Raw genomic sequence first — 12646 nt, 5'->3', positions numbered from 1 at the left:
TAGCACATGGCTTGAGATCAATGCGATCGGTGTGGGAGCAGGCTTGCCGGCGATGGGGCGCGAAGCGGCCCTGTTCAGTTACTGGACAAACGGTCCCCACGGGCAAAGCGCCAGGTGCGGATGATTTCCAGCCGGTCGAACTCGGCCAGGTCCCCGGTAAACGGTGCAAACGGCGCCGCCAGCCGCACGATGCGCTGCGCCGCCTGGTCCAGCACCGGCTGCCCGGACGACTCCAGCACCAGCACTTCGTACAGCGAACCATCGCGGTTGATCGACACCATCATGCGCAAGTTGCCGTAAATCTGCTGCCGGCGCGCTTCGTCGGGGTAGTTCAGGTTGCCCACCCGCTCGACCTTCTTGCGCCACTCTTCCTTGTACCAGGCACCCTTGTCGCGCATGGTCGAGGCGGCGTTGAGCCGGTGGATGCGCGGCCGTTTGGCGTACATCTGCTGTTCGTTGGACAGCTCCGCCTCCAGGCTGGCGATCTGGCTGGACAGCTGCGAGCTGTCGAAGTCCGGCACCGGCGCCGCCGGCTTGGGCTGCGGCTTGCTTTCCTTCGGCTTGGGCTCGACTTTCTGCGGCTTCGGCGCCTTGGTCGCCACCGCCGACTTCTCGGGCGTAGGCGGCGGGATAACCTCGGGCCTGGCGGCAGGCGGCGGGGTGATCTTGTTGATCTTGCTGTCCTGGAACGGTGCCAGTTCGGTGGTGGTAGGCACTGCCTTCTTGTCCAGGGTGCCGCTGCCTTGCTGGTTGTCCTGGGCCTGGAAGTCGGCCTTCTCCGGCGCTTTCTCGCTTTTGAAGGTGGCCAGGGTGATGTCCATGGTGTGGCGGATTTCGGCCGGCTTGATCACGCTGAAGCCGACACCGAGAATCAGCGCCAGGTGCACCAGGGCAGCCAGGAACAGGGTGAAGCCGAGCCGGTCCATCGGGCGAACGCGGGGAGGCAGCAGGTCGGCGGGGATGTCAGCGGGCAGCGTCATCAGGTATCCAGCAACCGCAGGGCGGGGCAGCAGGCCAGGCAATAAGGACCCGCATCATACCCCACTCTGGGTAGTTGCCGTGCGTCGGCGGTCAGCGCGTCTTCAGCTGGCGATCAATGGCATCCATCAGTTGCCCGCCGATATCGGTGTTGTAGGCAGCGTCGATCTCGCGGATGCAGGTGGGGCTGGTGACGTTGATTTCGGTGAGGTAGTCGCCGATCACGTCCAGGCCCACGAACAGCAGGCCCTTCTCGCGCAGGGTCGGGCCGACCTGGGCGGCGATCCAGCGGTCGCGCTCGGTCAACGGGCGGGCCTCGCCACGGCCGCCAGCGGCCAGGTTGCCGCGGGTCTCGCCGCTGGCCGGGATGCGCGCCAGGCAGTAGTCGACCGGCTCGCCGTCGATCATCAGGATGCGCTTGTCGCCATCGACGATCTGCGGCAGGTATTCCTGGGCCATGATCTGCTGGTTGCCGTGCTGGGTCAGGGTTTCGAGGATCACCGACAGGTTCGGGTCGTCCTTGCGGTGGCGGAACACCGAGGCGCCGCCCATGCCGTCCAGCGGCTTGAGGATCACATCACCGCGGCTGTTGGCGAACTCGCGCAGAATGTCCACGCGGCGGCTGACCAGGGTCGGTGCCATGCACTGCGGGAACTGGGTGGCGAACAGTTTTTCGTTGCAGTCGCGCAGGCTCTGCGGGCGGTTGACGACCAGCACGCCTTCGCGCTCGGCCTGCTCCAGCAGGTAGGTGCTGTAGACGAACTCCATGTCGAACGGCGGGTCCTTGCGCATCAGCACCACATCCAGCTCGGCCAGCGCGCTGTCCTGCTCTTCGCCCAGCTCGAACCAGCGGGCCGGGTCGGCGAACACTTTCAGCGGGCGCATCTGCGCACGGGCCTGGCCGGCCCCCAGGTACAGGTCGCGCTGCTCCATGTAGAACAGGCTCCAGCCGCGTGCCTGAGCGGCCAGCAGCATGGCCAGCGAGCTGTCCTTCTTGTAGGAGATGGACGCGATGGGGTCCATGACAATGCCGAGGCGAACGCTCATGGGGTGGTTCCTCTTGGCGGCGCGTGGCCGCGGTGGATCGAAAGAAAAGTGGCTCAGGGTGGCGCCGTGAACGCCGCCGGTCAAGGGGCGCGGCAGATGGAACGGGCACCCGGAGTGTGCTAAAAATGCCAGTCACGAGGCTGCACGACAGGCCCTGAGGGGCGCGCGATCTTTGTGGGAGCGGCCTTGTGTCGCGAAAGGGGCGCGCAGCGGCCCCCAGAATTTCGGCAAATGGTAGCCCAACAGATGGAACAACCCCTGAAGGTGATGGTGATCGACGATTCGCGCACGATCCGCCGCACCGCGCAGATGTTGCTCGGTGAAGCGGGCTGCGAGGTGATCACGGCCAGTGATGGCTTCGATGCCCTGGCCAAGATCGTCGACCACCAGCCCAGCATCATTTTCGTCGATGTGCTGATGCCGCGCCTGGACGGTTACCAGACCTGCGCGGTGATCAAGCACAACAGTGCCTTCAAGGACACCCCGGTCATCCTGCTGTCGTCACGCGATGGCCTGTTCGACAAGGCCCGCGGTCGGGTGGTCGGTTCCGACCAGTTCCTGACCAAGCCGTTCAGCAAGGAAGAACTGCTCGAGGCGATCCGCGCCCATGTGCCCGGTTTTGCCGCAGCCCAACAACACGCACCCTGACCGTGCCCCGCCATGGCACGATCTTCTTTCCTGATGGGGAACCAGCATGGCCCGAGTTCTGATTGTCGACGACTCGCCGACAGAGATGTACCGATTGACCGAGTGGCTGGAAAAGCACGGCTACCAGGTGCTCAAGGCCAGCAACGGTGCCGATGGTGTGGCCCTGGCCCGGCAGGACAAGCCCGACGCGGTGCTGATGGACATCGTCATGCCTGGCATGAACGGCTTTCAGGCCACCCGCCAGCTCAGCAAGGACCCGGAAACCAGCGCCATCCCGGTGATCGTGGTCACCACCAAGGACCAGGAAACCGACCGTATCTGGGCCACGCGCCAGGGCGCCCGTGACTTCCTGACCAAGCCGGTGGAAGAGGACGCGCTGATCGCCAAGCTCAAAGAAGTGCTTGGCGCTTGACCACCCGCCCGCAGGGCGCGTCGCTGACCGCCTTCGAGTTGTTGCTGGACATCGACCGGCGTTGCCGCCTGCTGGTCGCCGACCAGCCGCCGCAGGACAACCGCCTGCAACAGTGGAGCGGCATCGGCTTTCGCATTGCCGGGCAGTGGTTCGTCGCGCCCATGGGCGAGGTCGCCGAGGTGCTGCGCGAACCCCGCAGCAGCCGTGTTCCCGGTGTGCAGCCTTGGGTTTGCGGGGTGGCCAACCTGCGCGGCAGGCTGTTGCCGGTGATGGACCTGAGCAGCTTCTTCGGCCTGGGCCATGTCGCCCCGGGCAAGCAGCGGCGGGTGCTGGTGCTGGACCACGAGGACCTGTTCGTCGGCCTGCTGGTGGACGAGGTACTGGGTCTGCAGCACTTTGCCCTGGACAGCCTGCAACTGTCGCCGCCGGAACCGCTGATCCGCGCCGCCGCCCCCTTCGTGCAGGGGCATTTCCCGCGTGAACGCAACTGGGCGATCTTCAGCCCCTTCGCCCTGGCCCAGGCGCCGGGCTTTCTCGATGTGGCGTTATAGGACCTGCGAACGTGAACAAGCCTGCCACCCCTGTTACCAGCGTGACACCACGTACCCGCAGCATCGCGCAGATCACCGTGCTGTTTCTGATCCTGATCCTGTCGATCATCCTGCTGTTCGCCAACTTCGCCTACCTGAACACCCAATCGAACTACGACAAGCAGTACATCGGCCACGCCGGCGAGCTGCGCGTGCTGTCGCAACGCATCGCCAAGAACGCCACCGAAGCGGCCACCGGCAAGGCCCTGGCATTCAAGCTGCTGTCGGATGCGCGCAACGATTTCGAACGGCGCTGGGGCTACCTGCGCGAGGGCGACCGCTCCACCGGTCTGCCGCCTGCGCCGCCCACGGTGCGTGACGAGATGGAAGCGGTCCGCCGCGACTGGGAAAACCTGCGCAAGAACACCGACACCATCCTGGCCAGCGAGCAGACCGTGCTGTCGCTGCACCAGGTGGCGGCGACCCTGGCCGAGACCGTGCCGCAGTTGCAGGTGGAATACGAGAAAGTGGTCGAGATCTTGCTGCAGAGCGGCGCCCCGGCCAACCAGGTGGCGGTGGCCCAGCGCCAGTTGCTGCTCGCCGAGCGCATTCTCGGCTCGGTCAACACCGTGCTGGCCGGGGATGACAGCGCCGCCCAGGCGGCCGACGCCTTTGGCCGCGATGCCGGGCGCTTCGGCCAGGTGCTGGAGGGCATGCTCAGTGGCAACGCGGCGATCCAGGTGACCCGCGTCGAGGACGCCGACGCCCGCGCGCGCCTGGCGGAAATTGCCGAACTGTTCCAGTTCGTTGCAGGCTCGGTGGATGAAATTCTCGAAACCTCGCCCGAACTGTTCCGTGTGCGCGAAGCCGCAGGCAACATCTTCAGCCTGTCGCAAACCTTGCTCGACGAGGCTTCGCACCTGGCCAACGGGTTCGAGAACCTGGCCGGCGGGCGCACCCTCGACACCGTCGGCGGCTATGCCCTGGGCCTGCTGGCGCTGGCCTCGATCATCCTCATCGGCCTGGTCATGGTGCGCACCACCAACCGCCAGCTGCGCGAGACGGCGGAAAAGAACGAGCGCAACCAGCAGGCAATCATGCGCCTGCTCGACGAAATCGAAGAGCTGGCCGATGGCGACCTGACCGTGACCGTATCGGTGACCGAAGACTTCACCGGCGCGATTGCCGACTCGATCAACTATTCGGTGGACCAGTTGCGTGACCTGGTCGCCACCATCAACCACAGCGCCGTGCAGGTCGCTGCCGCCGTGCAGGACACCCAGAACACCGCGCGCCAGCTGGCCAAGGCCTCCGAGCACCAGGCCGAGCAGATCAGCGAAGCATCCGAGGCGGTCGGCGACATGGTCGAGTCGATCGACCGGGTGTCGGCGCATGCCTACGAATCGGCCAAGGTCGCCGAACGCTCGGTGGCGATTGCCAACAAGGGCAACGAGGTGGTGCACAACACCATCAACGGCATGGACAACATTCGCGAGCAGATCCAGGACACCGCCAAGCGGATCAAGCGCCTGGGCGAGTCTTCCCAGGAGATTGGCGACATCGTCAGCCTGATCGACGACATTGCCGACCAGACCAACATTCTTGCCCTCAACGCGGCGATCCAGGCCTCGCTGGCCGGTGAAGCCGGCCGCGGTTTTGCCGTGGTCGCCGACGAGGTCCAGCGCCTGGCCGAACGTTCGTCGTCGGCCACCCGGCAGATCGAAGCGCTGGTGCGTACCATCCAGGCCGACACCAACGAGGCGGTGATCTCGATGGAGCAAACCACCGCCGAAGTGGTGCGCGGTGCCCGCCTGGCCCAGGATGCCGGGGTGGCGCTGGCCGAGATCGAAGGGGTGTCGCAGAACCTCGCCGACCTGATTCACAGCATTTCCGACGCCGCCCAGTTGCAGACCTCGTCTGCCGGGCAGATTTCCCACACCATGGCGGTGATCCAGCAGATCACCGCGCAGACCTCCGCCGGCTCCAGCGCCACCGCCGACAGCATTCGCCACCTGGCGCGCATGGCCAGCGAAATGCGTCGCTCGGTGTCCGGGTTCACCCTGCCATCGCCAACCGAAGAGCCGCGCTGAGGAATGTCCATGGCTGTAGTCGCAGCAAGCCCCGAGCGCCACGACACCGTGGCGCTGGCCTGGACCAAGGCCGCCATCCTCGACTGCCTGGGCCAGGCGCGTCAGGCCCTGGAGCGCTTTGCCGGCGAGCCGGGCGACCTGTCGATGCTGGCGTTCGTGGTCGACAACCTGCACCAGGTGCACGGCTGCCTGCGCATGCTCGAACTGCGCGGTGCGACACGCCTGGCCGAGGAGCTGGAGCTGTTCGCCAAGGCCCTGGCCGATGGCCAGGTCAGCCCGCGTGGCGATTGCCTGGGCGCATTGTTTCGCGGCCTGGAGCAGTTGCCGTCGTACCTGGAGCGGCTGCGTGGGGCCCGCCACGACTTGCCGCTGGTGATGCTGCCATTGCTCAACCAACTGCGTGCCTGCCGTGGCGAGGAGCCACTGGCCCAGGCCAGCCTGATCAGCGGCGCCACGCAGCGCTTTGCCGGTGCCGACGACCTGGCCAACCTCGACCTGTCGCTGGGCAACTGGCGCGAGCAGTTGCAGGCCGGGCCGGGCCGGGATGCCCTGCGCTCGGTGGTGAGCGCATTGTGCGACGACCTGATGCGCATCAAGGAGCGCCTCGACCAGTTCGTGCGCGGCGATCGCCAGCACAGCGAGCAGCTCGATGCCCTGCTGGCACCGTTGCGCCACGTGGCCGACACCCTGGCGGTGCTGGGTTTCCAGCAGCCACGCCGGGTGATCATTGACCAGGTGCTGGCGTTGCAGGCCCTGGCCGAGGGCGAGCGCGCGGTGGACGACGCGGTGTTGATGGATGTGGCCGGGGCGTTGCTGTACGTGGAGGCCACCCTCAATGGCATGGTCGGCCCGCTGGAAGAAAATGGCCAGGGCGGCTTGCCCGGCTCGGACCTGGCCGAGATTCGCCAACTGGTGTTGAGCGAATCGCTGAGTGTGTTGCAGCAAGCCAAGGACCTGATCGGCGATTGCCTGGAATCCGGCTGGCCACGGCAGCGCCTGCAACCGCTGCCTGGCCTGTTGCAACAGGTTCGCGGGGCGCTGGTGATGTTGATGCTGCCGAGCGTGGCCGAGCTGTTTGCCGGTTGCGCCAGCTACGTGCAGCGCTGGCTGCAGCACCTGGAGGTAGAGCCGCCAGCCGATGAGCTGACGCACCTGGCCGACGCCCTGAGCGCCGCCGAATGCTACCTGCAATGGCGGGTTGCCGACCCCTTGGCCGATGGCCAACCCTTCATCGACATGGCCCGCGCCAGCCTGGCCGCACTGGGCGTGCATTGCGCAGTGCTGGAGGCCAGTGCCGGCCAGGCTGCCAGCGTCGACGGCATCGATGATGAATTGCGCGAAGTGTTTCTCGAGGAGGCCGGCGAATTGCTGCCGGAAATCGAGCGCCACTGGCTGCGCTGGCGTGCCGACAACCAGCAGCGCGAGGCCCTGGGCGAGGTGCGCCGCGCGCTGCATACGCTAAAAGGCAGCGGCCGCATGGTGCATGCCGAAGCGGTGGCGGAGCTGGCCTGGGGCGCCGAGCACCTGCTCAACCGGGTGCTCGGCGGGCGCAGCGTGCTCGGCGCACAAGGCGTGGTGGCGCTGCAGCAGGTGTTCGTGCACCTGCCCGACCTGCTGGCCGACTTTGCCGCCGGCCAGCTGCCGCAACTGACGGAAATCGAACAACTGGCCGGGCACCTGCATGCCCTGGCCGAAAACGATGCCCCGCAGGCGGCCGATATCGACGGCCTCGACCCGCAACTGCTGGAAATCTTCCGTAGCGAGGCGCAGGGCCACCTGGCCAGCCTGGACGCCTTCCTGCAGGGCGCGGACGGCCCCGACACGCCGGTCAGCGATGGCCTGCAGCGTGCCCTGCATACGCTCAAGGGCAGCGCCGCCATGGCCGGGGTGATGCCGCTGGCGGAGCTGGCCACCGCCTTCGACCGCCTGGCCCGTGAATACAAAGGCCACCAGTTGCCCCTGCAAATGGCCGAGATCGAATGGCTGGAAACCGCAGGCTCGTTGTTTCACCTGGGCCTGGCGCAACTCGACAGCGCGCCGCTGGCAGCAATCCCGGGCGCGGCGGAACTCATCGAGCAGGTGGGGCAGGCGGTGGACGAGCGCCTGGCCGGCTTGCATGACGACGCGCACCCCGCGCGGCGCGGCAAGCGCGACCCGCAGCTGACCGCCAGTTTTCTCGCCCAGGCCATGGATATTCTCCTCGATGCCGAATCGTTGCTGTCGCGCTGGCAGCAGCAGCCCGGCCAGCGCGATGCGCTGGACAGCCTGCTCGACGAGCTGACCAGCCTGGGCCACGCTGCGCACCTGGCCGAACTGTGGCAGATGGACGATGTTTGCGAAGCCCTGCTCGACCTCTACGGTGCCGTGGAGGAGGGCAGCCTGCCTGCCGATGCGCGCTTCTTCGCCCACGCGCAGCGGGCCCAGGAAGCCCTGCTGGACATGCTCGACGAAGTGGCGGCCGGGCAGGACGTCCCGCCCAGGCCAGAGCTGGTCGACAGCCTGCGCAACCTGCTGGGCCAGGCCCTGGCACCCGAGGCCACCGGCCTGGTAGGCATCGACACGGTCACGCCGCTGCACCCGGACATGGACCTGGCCGATACCCTTGGCCTTGGGCCGGCGCACCAGCCATTGCTGCCTGGCCTGGCCGAGCCGCTGATCGACGAACCGGAAAGCCCCGGCGAAGAACTGCTGGAAGTGTTCCTCGAAGAAAGCTCGGACATCGTCGAGAGTGCCGCCGCCGCACTGGCGCGCTGGCAGGCCGATCCGCGCAACAGCGTCGAGGTGGACAACCTGATGCGCGACCTGCACACCCTCAAGGGGGTGGCGCGCATGGTCGAAATTGCGCCGATCGGCGACCTGGCCCACGAACTGGAGTTTCTCTACGAGCTGCTGGCTGCCGGCCGCCTGCCGCCCAGTGCGCCGCTGTTCGCCCTGTTGCAGAACTGCCACGACCGCCTGGCGCACATGCTCGATGCCGTGCGCCTGGGCCAGCCGCTGCATGCTGCCACGGCGCTGATCGACTACATCCGCAACTTCAGCAGCGCGGCGCTGACTGACAGCGCGGCCGGCCAGGGCCCGCTTGGTGCGGCCGCCAGCGAGGCGCCGACGGCAGCGCCGGAGCGGGTGCCTGGCGACATGGTCAAGGTCGATGCCGAGTTGCTCGACGACCTGGGCAACCTGGCAGGCGAGCATTCGATCATCCGTGGCCGCATCGAGCAGCAGGTCAACGATGCGCAGTTCACCCTCAACGAGATGGAGACCACCCTCGAGCGCATGCGCGACCAATTGCTGCGCCTGGACATCGAGACCCAGGGGCGGATGTCCAGCCGCCAGCAGCTCGAAGGCGATGCCTACGAGGACTTCGACCCGCTGGAAATGGACCGCCACTCGCAGCTGCAGCAGCTCTCGCGGGCCCTGTTCGAGTCGGCCTCCGACCTGCTCGACCTCAAGGAAACCCTGGCCCAGCGCGCCCAGGAAGCCTATGGCCTGCTGCAGCAGCAGGCGCGCGTGAACAGCCAGTTGCAGGAAGGCCTGACCGCGACCCTGATGGTGCCATTCGAACGCCTGGTCCCCCGCTTGCAGCGGGTGGTGCGACAGGTGGCCAGCGAGCTGGGCAAGCAGGTCGAGCTGGTGGTCGGCAATGCCGAGGGCGAACTGGACCGCAGCGTGCTCGAACGCATGGTGGCACCGCTGGAACACATGCTGCGCAACGCCGTCGATCACGGCCTGGAAAGCCGCGAAATGCGCCTGGCCGCCGGTAAGCCCGAGCAGGGCACCATTCACCTGAACCTGCTGCACGAAGGCGCCGATATTGTCATCGAGATGACCGATGACGGTGCTGGCGTGCCCCTGGAAGCGGTGCGCCGCAAGGCCATCAAGCGCGGCCTGCTGGACCCGCAGGCGCAGTTGAGCGACCACGAAATCCTCCAGTTCATCCTGCGCCCGGGCTTTTCCACGGCCGAGAAGATCACCCAGATTTCCGGGCGCGGGCTGGGCATGGATGTGGTGCACGAGGAGGTCAAGCAGCTCGGTGGCTCGATGAGTATCGAGTCGGCTCAGGGCAAGGGCGCGCGCTTCCTCATCCGCCTGCCGTTTACCGTGTCGGTCAACCGTGCCCTGATGGTGCACCTGGGCGAAGAGCAGTACGCCATTCCGCTGAACACCATCGAGGGTATCGTGCGGGTGCCGCCCGCGGAACTTGCCGCCTGTTATCAACTGGACACGCCGCGTTACCGGTACGCTGGCCACGAATACGAGCTGCGTTACCTGGGTGAACTGCTGCAGGGCCTGCCGCGCCCGGCCTTGCTCGGGCAGAGCGTGCCGCTGCCGGTGTTGCTGGTGCATTCCCAGGAGCAGTCGTTCGCCATCCAGGCCGACAGCCTGTCGCCGAGCCGCGAGATCGTGGTGAAGAGCCTGGGGCCGCAATTTGCTGCGGTTGCCGGGTTGTCGGGGGCGACGCTGCTGGGCGATGGCCGGGTGGTGCTGATTCTCGACCTGCCGGGCCAGTTGCGCGGCCAGCAGCGGCGCCTGGCGCGCCTGCCGGGCGGCGCTGCGGGGCAGCGCCAGATGCTCGGCCCGGCACCCCGGCGGGCGTTGCTGGTGATGGTGGTGGACGACTCGGTGACCGTGCGCAAGGTCACCAGCCGCCTGCTGGAACGTCACGGCATGAGCGTGCTGACGGCCAAGGACGGTGTCGACGCCATGGCCCAGCTGGAGGAGCATCGCCCCGATGTGTTGCTGCTGGACATCGAGATGCCGCGCATGGACGGCTTCGAGGTAGCCACGCGCATCCGCCGTGACCCGCGCCTGAAAGACCTGCCGATCATCATGATCACCTCGCGCACCGGGCAGAAGCACCGTGATCGTGCCATGGCCATCGGTGTCAACGAATACCTGGGCAAGCCATACCAGGAGTCGGTCCTGTTGCAGAGCATTGCCCACTGGAGCCAGACCCATGCTTGAACTGATCGGCGGCCAGCGCAGCAGCCTGACCGGGCTGTTGCTGCCGTTGGGCGACCGTACCCTGGTGTTGCCCAATGTCGCGGTGGCGGAATTGAGTGGCCAGCGCAACCTGGTGTGCCAGCGCGGGGAGCCGGCCTGGCACCTGGGCTGGATCGACTGGCGCCAGCAGCGCCTGCCGCTGATCGGTTTCGAGGCGGCGTGTGGTGGCGAGACCCCGTGCGGCGAGCGCGCGCGCGTGGTGGTGCTGAATGCCTTGGGGGATACCGGGTTGCGTTACCTGGCGCTGTTGCTGCAGGACATTCCGCGCTCGTGCAAGCTCGACAGCCAGCTGAACTACGTGGATGTGGCGCTGGGGCGGCTGGAGCTGGCGGCGGTGCAGGTGGGCGAACAAGTGGCACGGGTGCCGGACCTGGTCGGGCTGGAACGGCTGGTGCGTGACGCGCAATTGCAACCTGAGCCTGGCTAGGATGTGAAGCACAGGGCGCTTTCGCGGGTGAACCCGCTCCCACAGGGATCCCACAATGCTTGAGGGATGTGCCCTACCTGTGGGAGCGGGCGTGCCCGCGAAGAGGCCATCAGCATCAAATCAGGAACCCAGCCCACCTCAGGAGGTCTGTGTTTGCATGTATTACGGTGAACGTTTCAATGCCTGGACCCACCTGGTCGGTGCCGTCCTGGCCTGTATCGGTGCCATCTGGCTGATCGTGGCCGCGGGCTTGCAAGGCGACCCGTGGAAGATCGTCAGTTTCTCCATCTACGGCGGCACCCTGCTGTTGCTGTACAGCATTTCCACCCTGTACCACAGCACCCGCGGGCGGGCCAAGGTGATCATGCGCAAGCTCGATCACCTGTCGATCTACCTGCTGATCGCCGGCAGCTATACCCCGTTCTGCCTGGTCAGCCTGCGCGGGCCGTGGGGCTGGAGCCTGTTCGGGGTGGTCTGGGGGCTGGCGGTGATCGGCATGCTGCAAGAGATCAAGCCGCGCTCGGAAGCACGGGTCCTGTCGATCATCATCTATGCCGTGATGGGCTGGATCGTGCTGGTGGCAGTCAAGCCGTTGCTGCACTCACTGGGCAGCGCCGGCTTTGCCTGGCTGGCCGCCGGCGGCGTGTTCTACACCGTCGGCATCATCTTCTTCGCCTTCGACAGCCGCTTCCGCCATTGGCATGGCATCTGGCACCTGTTCGTGATCGCCGGCAGCCTCATGCACTTCGTGGCGGTGTCGTTGTACGTGCGCTAGTCAGAAGTCGCCCCACAGTTGCTGGGCCACCGCCAGCGCCACCACCGGCGCGGTCTCGGTGCGCAGCACCCGTGGGCCAAGGCGCGCGGCGTGGAAACCGGCGGCCTTGGCCTGCTCGACCTCTGCCTCGCTCAGGCCGCCTTCGGGGCCGATGAGGAAAGCCAGAGAGGCCGGCCTGGCGTGGCTGGTCAGCGCTTCGGCGACCGGGTGCAGGACCAGCTTCAGCTCGGCACTGGCGCTGCTCAGCCATTCGGCCAAGGTCATGGGCGGGTGGATGACCGGCAAGGTCGAGCGGCCACATTGCTCGCAGGCGCTGATCGCCACCTGGCGCCAGTGCGCCAGGCGCTTGTCGGCGCGTTCATCCTTCAGCCGTACTTCGCAGCGTTCGCTGACGATCGGGGTGATTTCGTTGGCGCCCAGTTCGGTGGCCTTCTGGATCGCCCAGTCCATGCGCTCGCCGCGGGACAGGCCCTGGCCGAGGTGGACATGCAGGGGTGAGTCGGCCTGGCCGGCGAGGGCCTGGTCGAGGCTGACGCGAACGGTTTTCTTGCCCACTTCGAGCAACTGGCCGCGGTATTCCTGGCCGCTGCCGTCGAACAGCTGCACGGCGTCGCCGGCGGCCATGCGCAGCACGCGGCCGATGTAGTGGGCCTGGGCCTCGGGCAGGTCATGCTCGCCAAGGCTAAGGGGGGCATCGATGAAGAAGCGGGACAGTCTCATGGTTCAGCTCGGACAAAA

Annotated in this window: 10 protein-coding genes; 7 read left to right on the top strand and 3 right to left on the bottom strand. The window is 66.8% G+C overall.

What is annotated here, in order from left to right:
- Positions 1-74 precede the first annotated feature (74 nt).
- Both C6A77_RS03915 and gshB read right to left on the bottom strand, forming a co-directional pair.
- Positions 75-980, bottom strand: a complete 906-nt coding sequence (locus tag C6A77_RS03915; RefSeq protein ID WP_114168105.1) for an energy transducer TonB — start codon at positions 978-980, stop codon at positions 75-77.
- A 91-nt stretch (positions 981-1071) separates the two neighbouring features.
- On the bottom strand, positions 1072-2025 hold the full coding sequence (gshB, locus tag C6A77_RS03910; RefSeq protein ID WP_114168104.1) for a glutathione synthase: 954 nt from the start codon (positions 2023-2025) through the stop codon (positions 1072-1074).
- Positions 2026-2271: 246 nt separating this feature from the next.
- On the opposite strand from gshB, the gene C6A77_RS03905 reads away from it, so the two are divergent.
- From C6A77_RS03905 to C6A77_RS03875, 7 genes are all read left to right on the top strand, one after another.
- On the top strand, positions 2272-2673 hold the full coding sequence (locus C6A77_RS03905; RefSeq protein ID WP_114168103.1) for a response regulator: 402 nt from the start codon (positions 2272-2274) through the stop codon (positions 2671-2673).
- Positions 2674-2719: 46 nt separating this feature from the next.
- Entirely contained in the window at positions 2720-3085 is a 366-nt protein-coding gene (gene pilH / locus C6A77_RS03900; RefSeq protein ID WP_012274551.1) for a twitching motility response regulator PilH, read from the top strand.
- On the top strand, positions 3082-3636 hold the full coding sequence (locus tag C6A77_RS03895) for a chemotaxis protein CheW (RefSeq protein WP_114168102.1): 555 nt from the start codon (positions 3082-3084) through the stop codon (positions 3634-3636). The genes pilH and C6A77_RS03895 overlap by 4 nt, the downstream gene beginning before the upstream one ends.
- A 41-nt stretch (positions 3637-3677) precedes the next feature.
- Positions 3678-5705 (top strand): methyl-accepting chemotaxis protein, encoded by a 2028-nt coding sequence (locus tag C6A77_RS03890; RefSeq protein ID WP_241507383.1) that lies wholly within the window; start codon positions 3678-3680, stop codon positions 5703-5705.
- A gap of 9 nt (positions 5706-5714) precedes the next feature.
- Positions 5715-10667 carry an Hpt domain-containing protein gene (locus C6A77_RS03885; protein WP_114168100.1) on the top strand — a complete coding sequence of 1651 codons (4953 nt, stop codon included), beginning with the start codon at positions 5715-5717 and terminating at the stop codon, positions 10665-10667.
- On the top strand, positions 10660-11133 hold the full coding sequence (locus tag C6A77_RS03880) for a chemotaxis protein CheW (protein WP_114168099.1): 474 nt from the start codon (positions 10660-10662) through the stop codon (positions 11131-11133). The genes C6A77_RS03885 and C6A77_RS03880 overlap by 8 nt, the downstream gene beginning before the upstream one ends.
- Positions 11134-11290: 157 nt before the next feature.
- A complete protein-coding gene (locus C6A77_RS03875; protein ID WP_114168098.1) occupies positions 11291-11908 on the top strand; it encodes a hemolysin III family protein in 618 nt (205 codons plus the stop codon).
- Here C6A77_RS03875 and C6A77_RS03870 read toward each other — a convergent pair whose 3' ends face one another.
- Positions 11909-12628: a 16S rRNA (uracil(1498)-N(3))-methyltransferase gene (locus tag C6A77_RS03870; RefSeq protein ID WP_114168097.1), complete on the bottom strand. Its 720-nt coding sequence runs from the start codon at positions 12626-12628 to the stop codon at positions 11909-11911. It abuts the gene before it with no gap.
- Positions 12629-12646 lie beyond the last annotated feature (18 nt).

The sequence above is a fragment of the Pseudomonas sp. AFG_SD02_1510_Pfu_092 genome (assembly GCF_003331055.1).
Taxonomy (GTDB): domain Bacteria; phylum Pseudomonadota; class Gammaproteobacteria; order Pseudomonadales; family Pseudomonadaceae; genus Aquipseudomonas.
The sequence above is the reverse complement of the archived record's forward strand: the minus strand, read 5'-3'. Positions and strand labels throughout refer to the sequence as shown.

Coding starts and splice junctions, on each gene's coding strand:
- C6A77_RS03880 (WP_114168099.1), top strand. CDS start 10,660: ATGCTTGAACTGATCGGCGGCCAGCGCAGCAGCCTGACCGGGCTGTTG.
- gshB (WP_114168104.1), bottom strand. CDS start 2,025: ATGAGCGTTCGCCTCGGCATTGTCATGGACCCCATCGCGTCCATCTCC.
- C6A77_RS03915 (WP_114168105.1), bottom strand. CDS start 980: ATGACGCTGCCCGCTGACATCCCCGCCGACCTGCTGCCTCCCCGCGTT.
- C6A77_RS03885 (WP_114168100.1), top strand. CDS start 5,715: ATGGCTGTAGTCGCAGCAAGCCCCGAGCGCCACGACACCGTGGCGCTG.
- C6A77_RS03875 (WP_114168098.1), top strand. CDS start 11,291: ATGTATTACGGTGAACGTTTCAATGCCTGGACCCACCTGGTCGGTGCC.
- C6A77_RS03870 (WP_114168097.1), bottom strand. CDS start 12,628: ATGAGACTGTCCCGCTTCTTCATCGATGCCCCCCTTAGCCTTGGCGAG.
- pilH (WP_012274551.1), top strand. CDS start 2,720: ATGGCCCGAGTTCTGATTGTCGACGACTCGCCGACAGAGATGTACCGA.
- C6A77_RS03905 (WP_114168103.1), top strand. CDS start 2,272: ATGGAACAACCCCTGAAGGTGATGGTGATCGACGATTCGCGCACGATC.